Annotated in this window: 17 protein-coding genes and 1 tRNA gene; 13 read left to right on the top strand and 5 right to left on the bottom strand. The window is 48.3% G+C overall.

Annotated features, from left to right (window positions below):
* The first annotated feature begins 252 nt into the window (after nucleotides 1–252).
* From WH46_RS21815 to WH46_RS21800, 3 genes are all read left to right on the top strand, one after another.
* Nucleotides 253–684, top strand: a complete 432-nt coding sequence (locus WH46_RS21815; RefSeq protein WP_017814120.1) for a hypothetical protein — start codon at nucleotides 253–255, stop codon at nucleotides 682–684.
* A gap of 252 nt (nucleotides 685–936) precedes the next feature.
* Complete coding sequence (locus tag WH46_RS23950; protein ID WP_017814119.1) at nucleotides 937–1,530, top strand: hypothetical protein; 594 nt, start codon at nucleotides 937–939, stop codon at nucleotides 1,528–1,530.
* 178 nt (nucleotides 1,531–1,708) lie between these two features.
* On the top strand, nucleotides 1,709–2,689 hold the full coding sequence (locus WH46_RS21800) for an MBL fold metallo-hydrolase (protein ID WP_017814117.1): 981 nt from the start codon (nucleotides 1,709–1,711) through the stop codon (nucleotides 2,687–2,689).
* A gap of 185 nt (nucleotides 2,690–2,874) precedes the next feature.
* Here WH46_RS21800 and WH46_RS21795 read toward each other — a convergent pair whose 3' ends face one another.
* The 3 genes from WH46_RS21795 to WH46_RS21785 all read right to left on the bottom strand — a co-directional run bounded on the left by WH46_RS21795 (nucleotide 2,875) and on the right by WH46_RS21785 (nucleotide 5,083).
* Complete coding sequence (locus tag WH46_RS21795; protein ID WP_017814116.1) at nucleotides 2,875–3,546, bottom strand: DUF2306 domain-containing protein; 672 nt, start codon at nucleotides 3,544–3,546, stop codon at nucleotides 2,875–2,877.
* 38 nt (nucleotides 3,547–3,584) lie between these two features.
* On the bottom strand, nucleotides 3,585–4,010 hold the full coding sequence (locus WH46_RS21790; RefSeq protein ID WP_017814115.1) for a hypothetical protein: 426 nt from the start codon (nucleotides 4,008–4,010) through the stop codon (nucleotides 3,585–3,587).
* Between the two features lie 95 nt (nucleotides 4,011–4,105).
* Nucleotides 4,106–5,083, bottom strand: a complete 978-nt coding sequence (locus tag WH46_RS21785) for an arsenic resistance protein (RefSeq protein WP_017814114.1) — start codon at nucleotides 5,081–5,083, stop codon at nucleotides 4,106–4,108.
* 159 nt (nucleotides 5,084–5,242) lie between these two features.
* Here WH46_RS21785 and WH46_RS21780 point away from each other — a divergent pair, with 159 nt between their 5' ends.
* A complete protein-coding gene (locus tag WH46_RS21780; RefSeq protein ID WP_017814113.1) occupies nucleotides 5,243–5,899 on the top strand; it encodes a hypothetical protein in 657 nt (218 codons plus the stop codon).
* A gap of 251 nt (nucleotides 5,900–6,150) precedes the next feature.
* Here WH46_RS21780 and WH46_RS21775 read toward each other — a convergent pair whose 3' ends face one another.
* Nucleotides 6,151–6,738, bottom strand: coding sequence for a phosphatidylglycerophosphatase A family protein (locus WH46_RS21775; RefSeq protein ID WP_017814112.1), 588 nt, complete (start codon nucleotides 6,736–6,738; stop codon nucleotides 6,151–6,153).
* A 262-nt stretch (nucleotides 6,739–7,000) separates the two neighbouring features.
* Between WH46_RS21775 and rph the strand changes: the two genes are divergently transcribed.
* The 7 genes from rph to WH46_RS21740 all read left to right on the top strand — a co-directional run bounded on the left by rph (nucleotide 7,001) and on the right by WH46_RS21740 (nucleotide 14,355).
* The gene (rph, locus tag WH46_RS21770; protein WP_017814111.1) at nucleotides 7,001–7,759 is read left to right on the top strand and encodes a ribonuclease PH; all 759 of its coding nucleotides are present in this window, start codon (nucleotides 7,001–7,003) and stop codon (nucleotides 7,757–7,759) included.
* Entirely contained in the window at nucleotides 7,756–8,382 is a 627-nt protein-coding gene (locus WH46_RS21765) for an XTP/dITP diphosphatase (RefSeq protein ID WP_017814110.1), read from the top strand. Before rph ends, WH46_RS21765 begins: the two co-directional genes overlap by 4 nt.
* A gap of 354 nt (nucleotides 8,383–8,736) precedes the next feature.
* On the top strand, nucleotides 8,737–9,579 hold the full coding sequence (locus WH46_RS21760) for an STM4015 family protein (protein WP_017814109.1): 843 nt from the start codon (nucleotides 8,737–8,739) through the stop codon (nucleotides 9,577–9,579).
* Nucleotides 9,552–10,988 (top strand): STM4014 family protein, encoded by a 1,437-nt coding sequence (locus WH46_RS21755; RefSeq protein WP_156172330.1) that lies wholly within the window; start codon nucleotides 9,552–9,554, stop codon nucleotides 10,986–10,988. Before WH46_RS21760 ends, WH46_RS21755 begins: the two co-directional genes overlap by 28 nt.
* 6 nt (nucleotides 10,989–10,994) lie before the next feature.
* Complete coding sequence (locus tag WH46_RS21750; RefSeq protein WP_046228348.1) at nucleotides 10,995–11,780, top strand: STM4013/SEN3800 family hydrolase; 786 nt, start codon at nucleotides 10,995–10,997, stop codon at nucleotides 11,778–11,780.
* 45 nt (nucleotides 11,781–11,825) lie between these two features.
* Nucleotides 11,826–13,265 carry an STM4012 family radical SAM protein gene (locus WH46_RS21745; RefSeq protein WP_052714334.1) on the top strand — a complete coding sequence of 480 codons (1,440 nt, stop codon included), beginning with the start codon at nucleotides 11,826–11,828 and terminating at the stop codon, nucleotides 13,263–13,265.
* Between the two features lie 214 nt (nucleotides 13,266–13,479).
* Nucleotides 13,480–14,355 carry an STM4011 family radical SAM protein gene (locus WH46_RS21740; RefSeq protein WP_046228404.1) on the top strand — a complete coding sequence of 292 codons (876 nt, stop codon included), beginning with the start codon at nucleotides 13,480–13,482 and terminating at the stop codon, nucleotides 14,353–14,355.
* 238 nt (nucleotides 14,356–14,593) lie between these two features.
* Here WH46_RS21740 and WH46_RS21735 read toward each other — a convergent pair whose 3' ends face one another.
* Entirely contained in the window at nucleotides 14,594–16,462 is a 1,869-nt protein-coding gene (locus WH46_RS21735; protein ID WP_052714333.1) for a DUF342 domain-containing protein, read from the bottom strand.
* Nucleotides 16,463–16,789: 327 nt separating this feature from the next.
* On the opposite strand from WH46_RS21735, the gene WH46_RS21730 reads away from it, so the two are divergent.
* Nucleotides 16,790–16,863, top strand: a tRNA-Arg gene (locus WH46_RS21730).
* 310 nt (nucleotides 16,864–17,173) lie between these two features.
* Complete coding sequence (gene psiE / locus WH46_RS21725; RefSeq protein WP_017814103.1) at nucleotides 17,174–17,590, top strand: phosphate-starvation-inducible protein PsiE; 417 nt, start codon at nucleotides 17,174–17,176, stop codon at nucleotides 17,588–17,590.
* Nucleotides 17,591–17,600 lie beyond the last annotated feature (10 nt).

Here is a 17,600-nt window from a genome sequence, read left to right as displayed (position 1 = left end):
ACCAATTACTATTAAGTATTAAGAACCATTTCCTATTGTGCAAATAGTGGTACCAGAGGCATACTTAAGACACCAACAAAAACGCAAAACATTAAATAAATTGTCGGAAAAGCGCGAATGTGAGGAAAATGCTATAAATAATATGCAGAATTTTCCGATAAACTAATTAACAAGCACAAAGGCGCATGAACGATCGGATATACCAACAATTACCAAAACTAATGATGAACATAAACTAAGGGGGATTAACCTATGAATTACAATCAACTGACTGACGTGAAAATTATGGAGAAAGCAAAACCGGTATCTGGAGGTTGGTTCCGTTTCGTAGAAAATACTGAAACAACAAAAGGAACAAATGAAGTAGAACAATGGGCTGCTATCTACCACATGGAAAATGACAAATATATCGTTACTAATGATTTCTTCAATGTAGGACTGAACGATCACGCTGGTAAAGTAAACATCGTCGGTTATGGTGACAGCCTCGACAGCATCATGTTCGTTATCTGGGAACATCAAAAAGAGATGGGCAAAGATTACACCATCCTGGATCAAATCCGCGAAATCAAAAATGAAGAAATCGAAAAAGCTAGCCAAAAAATGTGGAACTGGGAAGAAAAAGCAGCAGATACCACTTACTTCAAGCACGAAATGTTCAATCCTTGGGAAGAAAGCTATTGAGCAATGGTAGTACGATTACGAGAAAAACCCTTTTGACATTCACCTGATGGTCGCATACATAGGTGAAACAGAAGGGTTTTCGTGCGTTCTGGGCTTATATTTACATAGCTGCTTTAACCAGTTTTTAACGAATTGCTTGAATACAGAGACTAGAATGGTAAAAGTGCAGACAGGAATTGGTGGGCCGGTACTTTTGCCAAACAATTTTTTTGCACTTCTTTATGGAAGAATGGAAGAAGGGACTATAATACAATGAATTTCAAAAAGAAAAAATGGACTATATTTGCCCTGTCGGTACTGCTCGCAGGAGTGATAGTTAGTCTATTCGTGATGATGCCGACCAAGACAAATGTCTTTTCGCCAACTTCGACCCAAGCGAACGCTGCAGCCAATCATATTTATCGAGCGGGAGAAATATGGAAAGTGGATGGTGAGTGGGAATTTACGGTCAATGCAGTCTATCCGACAACTGCCCGTGCAGCCAAAAACGATTATGACAGCAAGGTTCGTCAGGTGAATCAGGTGCTGGTGATGGACTATAGCTACAGGAATACAGGCTTTGACGATAGCCAGCACGGAGCAGGTCTCGGATTGGAATTTTCCAAAGCAAACTTTGAAGTGAGCAATCAGCATAGCCAGACAGGAGACGCCACGTATCCTGTCCATCTCCCCAGTATGGAGACGTCCGGCAGTGCACTGGGGAATCAAGATCATCGTCTGCAACACGGGATATGGACCTATGCATTCAGTGAGAAGTCGGATACGGTAACTGTGTATGTCTCTCATTACGATTCGGAGCTCAAGCTGCATGAAGCTACATTTGTTGTACCGGTTACATCCAAATAAGCATGGATGCCTGCTCTATATAAATTGGGATTATCCAGTCGAACGCAGCAGAACGGGCATCTGCAAAGCGATCAACAGGTCTGTATGCCTTCTCTAGTGCCCTCTGTATAACTATGCTAAGATGAAAATATTGTAGCAGAATCTTCTGCATATTATCCGGATGGAGGCTTACATTATTATGCAATTACCTGAAATCACCCGGGATGAACAGGGTATCATCCAGGTGAAAATAGCCATGTCCTATCCGCTGCGCTGGGTCAACAGCTATGTGATCGGCGACAGTACAGGCTACAGTATTATTGATCCGGGTCCGCGCTCGGAAGTAAATGAGCAGGCCTGGCAGCAGGTACTCCAGACACTGGATATTCCGATTAGCGCGATTCGTTCCATTGTACTGACCCATCATCATCCGGATCATTATGGTTTGTCCGGTTGGTTCCAGGAGAAGGGCGATATGCCGGTCTGGATCTCTGCACGTGCACTGGCAGAAGCCAACCGTTCCTGGGCGCCGGGTAATACGGCTGCACAGGATCTGGTACAGCTGTTTGCCAGTCACGGGATGCCGGAGGAGATCACTTCCCGGCTGCCTGACCATCTGGACAGCTTTGTGCCGCAGGTGATGCCGCAGCCTGAAGTGAGTCTGATCGAGCCAGGACAGCCGTTGGAGATTGGCGGGCGCCTATGGGAGACGATCGAGACATCTGGCCATGCAGCAGGTCATATTTCCTTTTACCAGCCGGATCAGCGTCTTCTATTTTGCGGCGATGCGGTACTGCCGCAGATCTCGCCCAATATCAGTCTGGTACCCGGTAGCGATCCGTCGCCGCTGGAATCATATCTGATTGGACTGCGTGAGCTTGGACAGTATGAAGTAGAGCTGGCTTATCCGGGACACCGTCGTCCATTCACCCATTTCCGTGAACGTACAGAGAAGCTATTGCTGCATCATGAAGAACGGCTGCAGGCGATGGAAGAGCGGATACGCGAGAAGTCCTGCACCGGTTACGAAGTATGCAGCAGTCTGTTTAATAATGAGCTGACTCTGCATCAACTGCGATTCGCTATGTCGGAGACACTGGCCCATCTGGTAGAGCTGGAACGTCTGGGACGTGCACAGCGTCAGGAACAGAACGGGATCATTACGTTTTCGGCAAAGTAAATCAGGGGTAAGCAGAGAATCATCACCGCTATGATTAACAGTGTGCTTATAGAGTAGTACCGTACAGGAACGGATAAGGTCGTTCTATATGTATTGGCAGAATATGAATTACCGGATTGTACAATAGTAAATACAACAAAAAGGGCTTCCGTTATGGGAGCCCTTTTTGTCGATTAACGATCCCGTTACTTGTTTGGTTCAGTGGTTAACCTGGTCATAGCTACTGGATGGCGGAAAAGAGTACGATTTATGAATTCAGCTATGACGATATTGACCACAATTGCTCCATATACCCCGCAAATATAACTCAGTCTGTATTCCATTCCCAATAGATGCTGGCCGATCAGACTAATTCCGTGAATAAACATATTCGTAAAGCAGAATACATAACTGCGCACCATCCAGCGGCGATGCCGGAATAGATTGCCACGCTTGATCTGCACCAACGCAGTAATCGTAATCCATAGCCATGCGATGTTCACCAGATTGAATGGAATACTCGTTATCTTGCTGCCTGTCGCATAAGGAGCGAGATACCCGGACGTCAGATCAACAATCAGCACAGCGAATATATACAAATAACCATTTACTCGGTGCCAGCGGCGGTATCGACGAAGCAAATAGGATGAGAAATTCAGTGCGCCGCTTACCATAGCGAGACAGGCTGCAATAACATGAATGTACATAATATTAAGCCAGAGCGGTATGTTCTGCGGACGGTTTTCCTCTGTTTTGTGAATCAGAAAATCGGCTGCTCCAGGATCGAGGAACAGATTCAGGTACAGTGTATATATCGTATAAATCAGTGCAAATGCAAGCAGCAGCATATACAGCAGCTGCCGAATTGATTTATTCATCAGCAACCTCGTGTCATCATTATTTGTTGCAGGGTATCTCAGGCACCATCGGTCAGCTTGGACAGCGCTCGCCGGGCATGGCTCAGAAACTGCTCGCTTTGCTCCCGGAGCTGAGGAGACGATTCGTGATCCAGCTGAATCTCCGTATGACGTATCGTATGCTGGAGACTGTGCAGCAGGGCATCTCGTTCGGCATCATCGAGCAGTGCTTTGAGTTTGTCTGCCACATGGGGTTCATAGGGCCGCTGGTTGTACTCGGCGGCGGTCATTTTACGGATATCGAGATAGTTGTTTTTGACCTCTATAACGACGGTGTCGACTTTGCGGGACAGCTTTTCCGTCTCGACAATGACCATCTTGTTAACGTGGTCGGGATAGACATTTACGATTTTTTGCCTGATATTCAGCAGACCGCTGATTTTGCTAAAAGGAACTTTGTGTATCCGGTGAACTTCGTCCGACATGCAGGCCACTCCTATCGTTAAGGTGAATTGGGATCTATCAGGATATGCTGGGATGGTTAGACAGGATTCTCTTTTTCATTACCCGCTGGGAGCCTCTACTGCTCAGAAGTCCGTGAGCGCAGCAGCAGCGAAGGAACAATCCGGATATAGATCAGCTCCGCTATCAGTTCGACCATCGTCTGGGTGACGATCACGGCTGCTGCAGTAAGTGCCCATGACGGAGGCAGTGCCAGAGCCAGCGGCAGTACAACCAGTGAATTGCGTGTGCTTGAGCTGAAGATCAGCGCCCGGCCTGCACCGATATCCAGCCGGAAGAGCCGCGCAATCAGACTTGCTGCTGCAGGCATGACAATTGCGAATATTACATAGATCGGCAGCACACCGAGGACGACCTGGATATCTTCGTACACGCGGTGAATCTGCGAAGCCGTAATAACGAACAATACCAGTCCCATCAACGGAACCGGCAGCCAGGCGGTCAGCTGCTGCCATTGACTGCCTGCTTGTTTTCGTTTGGCCCATAGCTGGGTAGCAATCGCCAGTAGTAGCGGAATCAGGATCAGCATAATAAATGTAGAAATAAAAGGCCCAGTCTGCATCATTCCCGCCGCCGATGTACCGATAAAAAGGCTAAGGTAGAATGGCAGCAGAATCAGCTGTACAATAAGGAGCAGTGGTGTCGCTGCCAGCATCAGCTGTTCATTGCCGCGTCCCAGTCCGGTAAAGACGATCACATAATCAATACAGGGGGTCAGCAGAACAAGGCAGATCCCGATCAGAGCCGGTGTGGGCTGAGGAAACAGCGTGATCAGCAGCCAGACAACCAGCGGTACGATTACAAAATTAACAAGCAGCAGGGCAGTCATGAATATTGCATTGCCCATGCTTTTTCTGATATGTATAAAAGGGATCTGTACAAACATGCTGTACAACAATATCGCCAGCAAAGGAGACAGGAGTATGTCCAGTGTCGCTCCGCCCGCAGGCGCAAAAGTACCAATCAGGATACCGAGTACAAGCAGCAGCAGATAAATCCCAATTTGTTGACGTTCGAGAGTTTCTCTTGTAATCAAGCGCAGGGGCTCCTTTTGTTTTTGTTCGATTATATCATACAACGTTTTATCACCCAGACAGGATTTAACTGGAATTAATTGCTTTTTCATCGTATCTTAAGCTATCTCTTTTACAATAAACACACTATTATAGCCCAGGCTACGAAAGGGGCACACACCATGAACAATGCAGACAGCATGGCAATAGATCTGATTGTACAGGGATTACGCTTATTCGCTTATTTAGCATTGCTGATTGCGGCAATGATCGGAATATTTGGCAGTATGTCGATGCTGTCTGATAACAAACGTTTAATCTGGCATCGCTGGCGCTCCGGACTCGTCTATACAGGTCTTGCCGTAACAGTCGTGCAGGGCGTAATGAGTCTGCTTAATATTGGTCTACGCCAGGGATGGTCGGCGGCTTTTATCCCGTTCACCACGTATGGTGGACGACTTAGTAATGGATTTGCCCTGATTGCACTGTATATTACTCTGGCCTATATCATTCCTACGCTGATTGTTCGCAAGCGTCATGGACAGCAGCTGCCTTCTCGTTTTCTTTCGGTACTGCTGTTTCCGGTGCTGGAATTGTTGCTGCTATCAGGTATGCTGATCCGCAATTATGCAGGACTTCTGCCAATGCGTCTGATCTATGTATTTACGGCTGTGTGCCTCATCTGGCTGCTCGTACTCAAATGGATATCGAGTGAAGGCAAGGAACGCCAAGAACGTGAGGAGCAGCGTTATCGCTGGCGCAGCCCGGATATCAAGCTCACTCACCGGGTGACAGAGGAACCGAAGCACGAGGAAGATCCACCACCGTTGCCACGATAGTATAGGACAAAAACTTATTTATAATTAGGAATAAATCGATCAAAAAACACAAAATACACCTGCTGCTATAGTGATGTTATAGCAGCAGGTGTATTTTGCTGAGATTCAAGCTGGTTTGTTCTGTGCAGCTAATTTCGCTTTATTTTTGCTACCCTTACGAGATAAGATACGGCAAAAGTCCAGTCTTCAGCTGCGAAAAGGGTCTTAGGGATAGCTGCTTTTCCAGGTTGTGTATCTTTACCTGGTTATCTTTAATGCTCGCTTGCCTCGTCATCTTCCGGCAGTTCGATCTGGGCGGTATCGACGACATGCTGCTCATTATCCATCTGCCGTCCGTGGGCAATCCGGCTGCTGGCTGCGGCTGCAATCGCACCGACAATATCGTCAAAGAAGGTATGGATCGGTCCCAGACTCTTGTCGTTCAGTCGTCCGAGTACGCCAGGTTTCAGTTTGTCGATATAGCCATAGTTGGTGAACCCGATACTGCCGTATACATTTACAATGGCAAAGGCCAGAATCTCATCGACTCCGTACAATCCTTCATCATTCTCGATCATCTCCTGCAGCGGCGAGATCAGCTGCCCTTTTTCTGCGAGAATATCCAGCTGCACGCCGGTCAGCAGTGCATTCTGTACTTCGCGCTTCATCAATACTTTGTTGACGCTCTGCTCGCATTCCTCCATCGTCAGATCCGGATAATAGCTCTGCTGGAGAAAAAGGACCAGCTCCGCAATTTCGCGTATACTGACTCCACGCTTGGTCAGCCATTCCCGGGTCGCCTGCTCTACATTCAGACTATGCAGACTATAAGGCATTTTGCCGGATTCGTTGTTTTCCATATGAATACACCTCTCTCTATAGAACTGTAGCTGGCTGTTCGCAGGTCGGCAGAATCTCTGTCCAAATCGCGTACAGCCGTATATATGGGATATATTAACCTGTGTGTACCTTATGCTAACCAGATGATAATAGAGTGGAATTGGAAGGCACCGGAGAGAGGTTATTTATAGTGGATTCCGGTCAATTCACGGTTAAGGGTGCTTTTAGGAGAGAGGTTTGTTAGAATAAGGATGCGAAATAAGAAGCAGGAGGCAGACAACCATGAGAATCAACGGACGGCAGCAGAACGAATTGCGCCCTTTGAAAATAACACCCAATGTCAATAAATACGCGGAAGGTTCCGTGTACATCGAAGTAGGCGATACCAAAGTACTGTGCACGGCTTCGGTCGAGGAACGTGTTCCTCATTTCATGAAAGGACAGGGCAGAGGCTGGGTAACCGCCGAGTACTCGATGCTCCCGCGCGCAACACAGACACGTAACCAGCGTGAAGCCGCCAAAGGCAAACTGGGCGGACGCACAATGGAAATCCAGCGTCTGATCGGACGCGCACTGCGCTCGATCGTAGATTTGCAGGCACTCGGCGAGCGTACGATTACGGTAGACTGTGACGTGATCCAGGCGGATGGCGGTACACGTACGACTTCGATTACCGGATCATTTGTTGCACTTGCGATGGCGATGGACAAACTGGCGGTACAGCACAAGCTGGCACGTTTCCCGATTACCGATTATCTGGCTTCAGTCAGCGTAGGTATCGTAGGCGACCGCGCTGTACTGGATCTGAACTATGAAGAAGATTCCAAAGCCAAAGTCGATATGAACGTCGTTATGACCGGTACCGGTGAATTTGTAGAGCTTCAGGGAACAGGCGAAGATCGTCCATTTACCCGCAAGGAGCTGGACCAGATGCTGGAGCTTGGAGAACAGGGCATTCAGCAGATGATTGAGCTGCAAAAAGAAATCCTCGGCCCGATCGCGCTCAAAATCACGAGCGGACAGGCAGGCGCACAGGTATGAAAAAGGTGAGCGGCAATACCGTTATTGTTGCGACCCGAAATAAAGGTAAAGTACTGGAATTTACGCACGCTCTGGCTCCATATGGACTGGAAGTGCGCAGTATGTTTGATTATCCGGATCTGCCGGAGATTGTGGAAGATGGTACGACTTTTGCCGAGAATGCGTTCAAAAAAGCCAAAACAGTCGCTGATGCGCTGGGTGTGCCTGTATTAGCAGACGACTCGGGTCTCTGTGTAGACCGTCTCGACGGAGCGCCAGGTGTATATTCGGCACGTTATGCCGGGGAACAGGCAACCGATGCGGATAATAATGCCAAGCTACTAGATGCGCTGGAGCAGCTGCAGCTGGGCGAGGATACGGAACAGTCGCTGCTTAGTACGGCACGTTTTGTGTGCAGCCTGGCACTGTATGATCCGGCGACTTGCGAGACACTGACTGCCGAAGGAACCGTCGAAGGATGGATTACGTCCGAGCCGTCAGGCAGCAAGGGATTTGGCTATGATCCGCTGTTCTATGTTCCTTCGGAGGAGAAGACCATGGCTGATCTGACCATGGAGCAGAAGCAGAGTATCAGCCACCGAGGCGCTGCACTGCGCAGTCTGGTTGCCCAGTTGGAACAATAATGGATTGATTCTGGAAGCAGCCTAATCGATAGATACCAGACTCTTGTTATTCTTGTTCGATTCAGGTAAGTTTCTAATTTAAAAGCTGTACAGCCCTCGAGGGTTGTACAGCTTTTTTTGGTATGGCAACCTGAAAATATACGAGCTGAAGATAGTAGTAGAGTAAGCTGGTTAAAAGAGACAGCGAATCTATTAAAAACAGGATAGGTTAGTGAAATGTTCAGTTTGATCGTAAACAAAAATAAATCAACTCCAATCCGCTCGAAGTCTTTGATTTATAACTGCTTACTCATGTAAAATGGTTGTTATCAGCGCGTTACTCGCTTATCAGTATATGAAACGGAGGAATACATAATGGAAATCAAATTGAGTCTGGATTTTGATGCCTACGAAGATGGAGCAACTCTGGCTCCCCTGATTGAAGAACTTGCACAGGACGACGAAAAAAGCCAATCGCTTACCAGTCTGTTAATCGGTGATTGGGGAGCCGCCTATGAAGAGTCGCCGGATAGCTTCCTGCCTGTATTGATAGAATCGAGCAGCCGCTTTCCGAATCTGCGCAAACTGTTTATCGGGGATATGAGCAATGAAGAATGTGAAGTATCCTGGATCAATCAGTCCAATCTGGGCCCACTGCTGGCTGCTTATCCGCAGCTGGAGTCCTTTATAATCAAAGGCAGCAGCAGTCTGGAGCTGGAACCGCTGGAACATGCGCGCTTGCAGGAACTGACGATTATCTGTGGCGGCTTGTCAGCTTCGGTTCTGCAATCGATTCATAAGGCCAACCTGCCCGAACTGCGCAAGCTGGAATTGTATCTGGGAGTGGACGACTACGGATTTGACGGGAATTTGGAAAAGGATATTCTACCTTTCCTGTACGAGAATCCATTTCCCAAACTGACCTCTCTGGGACTCAAAGACAGTGAGCTACAGGATGAGATTGCGATTGCCGCAGCTAATGCACCGGTAGTGCAGCAACTGGAAGAGCTGGATCTGTCCGAAGGCACATTAACGGACAAAGGCGGAGAAGCGCTGCTAAATAGCGAAGCGGTGCGGAGCTTGAAGCATCTTAATCTGAATTATCATTATATGTCGGATAGCCTGGTGCTCAAATGGCGCAACAGCGGAGTAAATGTCACACTCGACGATCAGCAGGATCTGGATGATGATTGGCGTTATCCGTCGCTGACGGAGTAATGCGTTCTTATACGATTCTGTTCGGTAATCCCGGCAATAGACGGACGACCGGCTGGCAGCAGGCTCTGCAGTATCATGGACAGCCTGCTGCGCTGGAAGTTCCCTATATCCGGTTGCTGCAGGCGATTCGTGCAGGAGATCGCCTCATTGATCTATTGGAAAGTCTGATTCGGCGGCAGGATAATCATCGACTTATTCAGACAGATTCTTCGTTTCCTTTCATGGATAAACATGGTTTGGCAGGAAACGGAAAAGCAGCTGAATCGGCGCCTCCTGTCTCTTTGGACAATAATGAATGGTCTGATCACAGGATGCACATGGATAATGATGAAGAGAAGCAGGGATGGACAGCGAGTCAGCTATCCGGCTTGCTCACCCTGCGGCTGGATGCACCTGGCGAGAATATAGCGGTAGAACGTGGACTGATTGCATTGGGAGCAGACGATGCGGAAGGCTGGATCGATGATGATCTGCTGCCACTGCCTGCGTACACACAGGGAAGTTCGATTTCGGCAATGCTTGCGAGGCGGTTGGAGCCGTATCATGGACGAGTGCTGTATCCGGCCCAGTGGTTCCGCGGCTGGTGCCGACTGCTGTCCTGGCTGCATGTGCAAGTGCAGCGTGATCTGCCTCATGCCAACTGGATGAATGATCCGGCCGAAGCCGCTATTATGTTCGACAAACGCCGCTGCTCGAACTGGCTGGATCAGGCAGACGTAAAGGTACCGGTTGTGCTGGCTTCATCGTATACAGAGATGCCCAACAGCTATGATTCGCTGCGGCAGCTCATGGAGCGGCGACAGGTACATCGCGTATTTGTCAAACTGTTCTGCGGGTCCGGTGCGTCAGGTGTGATTGCTTACCAGTATCATCCCCGCACAGGTGCAGAGATTGCTTCGACTACAGTAGGTATCGAGCAGTGGAATGGAGAGACGGTTATCTATAATTCCGGCAGACTTCGGCAGTATACCGATCACGGGACAATCCGCCGAATCATGGACTGGGTAGGACAGGAAGGCATGCATGTGGAGCGCTGGATCAGCAAGGACATGCTGGATGGCAAAGCTTATGATATACGCCAGCTTGTCTGCGGCGCACAGGCTGGCCATGCGGTAGTACGACTTAGCCGGACACCCATAACGAATCTGCATCTGCGCAATGAACGGATGTTGCTGGAGCAAACCGGTCTGTCCGCAGCGATCAGGGAAAATATCCGTACTACGGCACTGGCTGGTCTTGCTGCATTTCCGGGTTCTTTTTGTGCGGGTATGGATGTGCTTGTGCCTGCCGGTGGAGGTATGCCGCTGATCGCAGATGTGAATCCGTTTGGTGATTTGCTTTATTATGTACAGCATCAGGAGATGGGCGCCTATGAATGGGAGCTCGCTCGCTGGCTGGAAAGGAATTAATATAACATGATTAATATGAATGAAGTGGTAGGCAGCCACGATATCGTGATGATTACGCTGGATACGCTGCGCTATGATGTCGCCAAATTGGAAGAAGAAAACTGTCCCAATCTGTGCGGATCAGGCTCCTGGGAGAAGCGGCATACGCCGGGCAGCTTCACCTATGCAGCGCATCATGCTTTTTTTGGAGGCTTTTTGCCGACACCTGCCAATACGGACAAGGCTTCCCATGTGCGGCTGTTTCACGGTAAAAACAGCGGACTGCGTACCCATCCCAACACATGGCTATTTGATGCGCCGGATATTGTATCCGGACTCGCCCAGGAGGGATACCGCACGATCTGTATCGGCGGCGTGATCTTTTTTACCAAAAAAAATAAATTATCCAAAGTGCTGCCCGGCTACTTTCAGGAAAGCTACTGGCGCATGAACTTTGGCGTCACCAATCCACGTTCAACAGAGAATCAGGTGAACCATGCCCTCAAGCTGCTGGATGGCGCGGATGAGCAGCAAAAGCTGTTTTTGTTTATGAATGTGTCTGCGATCCATGGACCCAATCATTATTTTATTCCCGGTACTCATCACGATTCGGTCGACAGTCAGCGGGCTGCTCTGCGTTATGTGGATGGTGAGCTGGGACGATTGTTTGAAGCGCTGAGGAATCGTCAGCGTCCGGTCTTCTGTCTCATTTTCTCCGATCACGGCACAGCTTATGGCGAAGATGGATATGAAGGTCACCGGCTCGCGCACGAGGTGGTCTGGAATGTGCCGTATCGTGAATTTTTCCTGTAACAGGCACCACAGTGAGCTAGAACGTACAAAAAGGAGTGTTACACCATGAATCAGGAGCCTACACAATTACCGCTCCATGCCTTATCTCCTCTGGAATGGACGCCTGAACTGCAGGAATGGAACCGCCAGATTACCGAAGCCCCTTATCGTTCGTATTTGTATTCCTATCCGCACAAGACGGCATACCGTGAACTGGACCCTCCTTATTCCCTTCAATCCTTATGGTCAAAAGAACAGCTGGACAGCTATTTTTTGTATATGCATATTCCGTTCTGCGCGGCGCGCTGCGGATTCTGCAATCTGTTTACCCTGCCGGACAAGCGGGCAGATGTACATAAAGAATACGTAGATGCCCTGGAACGTCAGGCTCGTCAGTGGGCACCGATCATGTCGGGACGGCCGTTCTCCCGGTTTGCGATCGGCGGAGGTACACCGACACTACTGGCTCCGGAGCAGCTGGAGCGGCTGTTTGATATCGCCGAGAACGTGATGGGACTAAACCCGGCGCAGGCGTCTATTTCGGTGGAAACATCACCGGATACCGTTACGCCGGAGCGTCTGGAGATTCTGAAGCGCCGCGGAACCGACCGGGTCAGCATGGGAATTCAGAGCTTTATCGAAGCCGAGAGTGCCGCTATTTACCGTCCGCAAAAGCCGGCGCTGGTACGTCAGGCGCTGGATATGCTGACAGACTATCAGTTTCCTCTGCTGAATGTGGATCTGATCTATGGATTACCGGGACAGACCGTGGAATCATGGCTGTATTCGGTGGAGCAGGCATTATCATATGAGCCGGGCGAGATATTCCTCTATCCATTGTATGTCCGTGAGAATACGATTCTCAAACCGGGTCAGACCGGACTGGAACAGGATATCCGTTTGCAGCTGTATCGGGCGGCTGTCAATCGGCTTGAAGCGGCAGGATACACCCAGTATTCCATGCGCCGGTTTGCCCGGGAATTTCATTCATCCAAGGAGCTGCTGCCCTATAGCTGTCAGGAAGAAGGGATGGCGGGACTTGGATGCGGCGCACGTTCTTATACGCAGGATGTACATTATGCTTCGCGTTATGGAGTGAGTACAGCCGCTACCCGCAGCATTATTGCCGATTATGTAGCGGCAGAGCGCTATGACACCGCCGATTATGGGTTTGTGCTGAATGAGCAGGAGCGCAAGCGTCGCTTTGTTCTCAAAGCCATTTTGCATCGTGAAGGTCTGGAGCTGTCCGATTATCACCAGCGATTCGGTACATCACCACTGGACGATCTGCCAGAGCTGCATCATCTGATCTGGACCGGACTTGCCGAAATGGTCGTTTCTTCATATTCGACGGCTGAACATGATTCAGGGCGTGTGGATTCATCTACTATATCGACCAAAGTACTTCGACTGACCCGTGAAGGGCTGGCTTATTCGGACAGCATTGGCGACTGGCTGATCTCACCGGAGGTCTATGCATTGATGGAAAGCTATGTCGGACAATGAAGATGTGGGCAATGCAGCAGCTGATAGGGCTGGATATCATGCTGAAGCCAATGGCTCACTATAAGCCAATCGGAATAACAAGACGATGCACATTATTTATAGAAAGGGGAAAAAGGATATGCGCGAATATGCTTCTGTTCTAAATAGCGGGAGTAAAGTCATCGGAGCCGAGCAGCATAACAACCATTCCGCTGTAGAAGCGGTACCGCAGGAGCTGTCCTTTTCCCTGTATTACCGTGGTAGTCTGTCTTCCTGCAATTATGCCTGTCCTTATTGCCCATTTAGCAAGACGGTAGACAGCCGGGAGACACTGCTGCGGGATCGGCAGCAGCTGGAACAATTTGTGCAGTGGGCTCGCGAACAGGAGCAGGCTGGGAATCGATTGTCTATCTTTTTCAATCCATATGGAGAAGGGTTGGTACATGGTTGGTACCGGAGGGCGATGGTAGAGCTGTCTCATCTGCCGCATGTGGACAAGGTAGCCATTCAGACCAATCTGTCGGTCAAGCTGGATTGGACAACTGATCTGAACCGCAGCACAGCAGCCTTTTGGGCGACCTACCATCCGGGACAGACAAGTGAGGATTTTTTTGTGGGGCAGGGGATGCGGCTGCATGAGCAGGGGATATCCTTTAGTGCAGGAATCGTCGGTCTGCGCGAAGCGTTCCCGGCGATCCGCTCGCTGCGTGCCCGTCTGCCGGAAGATGTATATGTCTGGATTAATGCATTCAAGGATCGTCCGGCATATTATCGGCCGGAAGAAGTCTCTGAGCTGCAGCAGATCGATCCCTATTTTGAGTATAATTTGCGTGATTACGACAGTCTGGGGCAATCCTGTCTGGCTGGACAGAATGTATTTTATATACAGGGGAATGGCATGGTGAAGCGCTGCTATCAGGACAAGCGGGTGATCGGCAATATCTACCGGCGCAGTCTGCGCGATATTGCGGGTGTACGTCCCTGCGGAATGAAGCAATGCGGCTGCTATATTGGATATATCCACATGCCGGATCAGCCGTTTGCGGACATTTACGGCAAAAGTATACTGGAGCGTATTCCGACTGGTTATATTCATCACATAGACAGATAAATGCACATTAGATTCACTAGATTCACTGATAGATTATTGATCCCTAGGCGAATAGGTCGATGCAAATGTAGACCGAGCATCCTGATCAACCTGATATTGTACCGACTGGTATAACTATCACACCCTATCAATAGCAATAACGTCCCAATAACAGTAACAGGCTAATCCCGGTCATTTCCCAACCCAGGATTAGCCTGTTTTATATATTGGCAGCTGATAAATACGTAGGATCTTCCTTTTATACCGTCGAAGAATGAATAGGAGCATGAACCTGCATATACTCTACATCAAACAACTGATCATGCATCATATCAATCACATTCCAGCGATGTTGATCCACGACAATATAGCCATTGTACAGTTTTTTGACATACACATGCTGCTTGGCTTGCAGTACGCAGCGGGCATTGGCATCACTGCCGACCGTACCTGCAATAATACGCTCTTCAGCTTCCAGACGAGAGCCGCGGCATACCGACTGATCCTTGATAAAGGCAATGCTGCCAGCGGAGTATAGGTTACTTTGCAGCACTCCTTCACGGGTAATGATAATATCTCCGTTCGACTTGATCTCGCTGGACTGGCAGCGGGACAGTTCAATATTGACCTGAATCTCCTGCATACTGGATACGCTCGCATACAGCCGATCCAGATAACCGCGCATACTCAGAATGCTCTGTTCGTCTATCTTCTCCAGAATGCTGGCAGAGTTCATCAGATCGGCGAGCATCAGCTTGAGCTGCTCGGTATCCTTGGTCTGGATATATTGAATACTGGAAAAGACCTGAAGCAATTCCTTGCCAAGCTCGGGAATATTACGGAACTTGCGTTCAATCAACAGCATGACCATCTGGCTGTAACGAATCGGCTGATTACGGGTACGCAGCTCGTCGGCAAGCACCTGTGCAGCCATATCAAGCTGGCGCATTTCATGACTAAGCTGTTTGGAAGCAGCATACATCCGGTTGAACATCACGCCAAAATAGCCCGAATATACCCGTCCACCGATTACGGTTCCCTGAATAGAAATACTGCCTGTTGCAGTAATGGTAGAGTTGTATACATTGCCATGAATATACACATTACCGAGCGATTCGATAATCATATGATCAGTGACATTGCCATGCACAATGACGTCTCCGGCGAATACAATATTGCCTGTACGCAGATCCACATCTCCATTTACAACAAAAGCACTGGAAATGTCTACCTGTCGACGGTTGCCGCGCCCGGTCATCCGCGGACGGCCCGGACGCAGAGCAATGATCTCACCGGCTTCATTCATTTCAGTAGATTCTCCCGCGGTTACTTCCAGATCCAGCGCCTGTTTTGGAGGCAATTCATTGCCGAATACATCATAGCCGGGTAATCCGGTTACCAGTGCATGCTTGGTAGCGATCACTTCGCCTTCATGTACCGATGGAATACGCCGGTAACTGCGATGATCCACGACACCACTTGCTTCATGGAACACCGATTCAATCTGTTCCGGGAAAAACAGCTCCAATCTGGCATCGGTTCCTGGTACGGATGCCTGTCCGCGTGCTACTACGACCGGTTTGCCGGAAGGAAGCTCCAGCTCTTGCAAAATGGCGGCTTTGTCTATATTTTTGATAATATGACGGCTCTCCAGTGCATCCATAATATGAGTGAATTCCAGTGTCTCGATAATGCGCTCATGATTCGGTACGGCCTGTACCGTAAGCTGCGCCGAAGCTGGGGTATCCACCAGATTCCATTCGTAACGTACCTTTTCATGCAGAATCAGGTACGCTTCCATCTTGTCCGAAGAGACTTTGATCTCGAACAGCGGTTCATGCTGAAGTTCCCAGGTAATGATATCTTCTTCACCAATCGGAGCAGTTCCGGCAATAATATTTTTGTTCACAATCAACGAGACCGGAGCAGCACCACGGATCGAAGCCGGCCGACCTCCCTGACGTGGAGGAAATACATGGATACGGTTATCTTTGATCTTGACCCATCCGTGCTTTCCGCCGTCCGGGATATCATCATCCCATACCGAAGAGGCAGCTGATTTAGTTGGTTCCTCCGATAACTCCTGCATAGGATGCTCTGATTCATGGCCGGATAGAGATGTAGACATTATGGATACCTCCATTTCAGTTCAATGACATATCAGCCGATATGATAACGATTGCAATATATAAAGAGTTAATAGCGCTTTTATATTAGTTAAATAGTTGTAGGTATATTATAATACACATTTTCCCAATTAAAACTTATTTTTGGATAATTAGCACTATTATTTTCGTTAAAAATTGAAATAAAGAGCATTTTTATTTGAATAACCACTTATTTAGCCAGTATATACCAGATAGCAAGGGCTGGCTAACTGCTATCAAAAATTATATTTGAAAAAATTGTGATTTACGGTATAATATCATTTGTCGTCAAATTATACATATTCTTTGTCCCAGTAGCTCAGCTGGATAGAGCAACGGCCTTCTAAGCCGTCGGTCGGGGGTTCGAATCCCTCCTGGGACGTTCAAAAAGCGCTCTTCATTTTATATAATGAAGGGCGCTTTTTTTGTATTTATTTCATGAAATTTGAATGTGAAGAGAGCCTGTCCGAGCAGATATAAGAGTATTCAAATAGAGCATAATCTTTACCTGAAGTAGTTTGTAATACATTACCCATCAGCACCAATTACACTATCTGTCGAGACATCCTTAATGGCTTATTGCAGCTTATAATAACAAATTGTATACTCAGTTCATCTATCGAAGCCTTACAGATTCATACATTGCGACCTGTTCCTATAACTAAACAAATCCATAGACAGGAGAAATAAATATGAAAAACTGGATGCGGCATGTGCAACAGATTCCGGCTATTTTGCAGGCAGTACTCAATATCACACTTGGGTTGGTCGCTTTTACATTATGTTTTTTTCTTTTAAAAGAGACCTGGTACATTTTCAGCTTCATCTTTATTAGTGCAGATACAGGGACAACTGCGTATGAATTCATGGATCAACTGCTGGTATTCTTTTTGTATTTTGAGTTTATTGCCCTGATCGTCAAGTATTTCAAAAGCGGGTTCCATTTTCCGCTGCGTTACTTCATCTATATTGGAATCACAGCAATTATTCGGCTGATCATTGTAGATTATGATAATGCGATGAGTACGCTATTATGGTCTCTCGCTATTCTGGCGCTGCTCGGTGCACTGCTGCTCGCCAATACACGCCCGATTCGCCGCGACAACTGATACAGCAGCA

This window comes from Paenibacillus dauci (assembly GCF_000971985.1).
GTDB lineage: Bacteria > Bacillota > Bacilli > Paenibacillales > Paenibacillaceae > Saccharibacillus > Saccharibacillus dauci.
The sequence above is the reverse complement of the archived record's forward strand: the minus strand, read 5'-3'. Positions and strand labels throughout refer to the sequence as shown.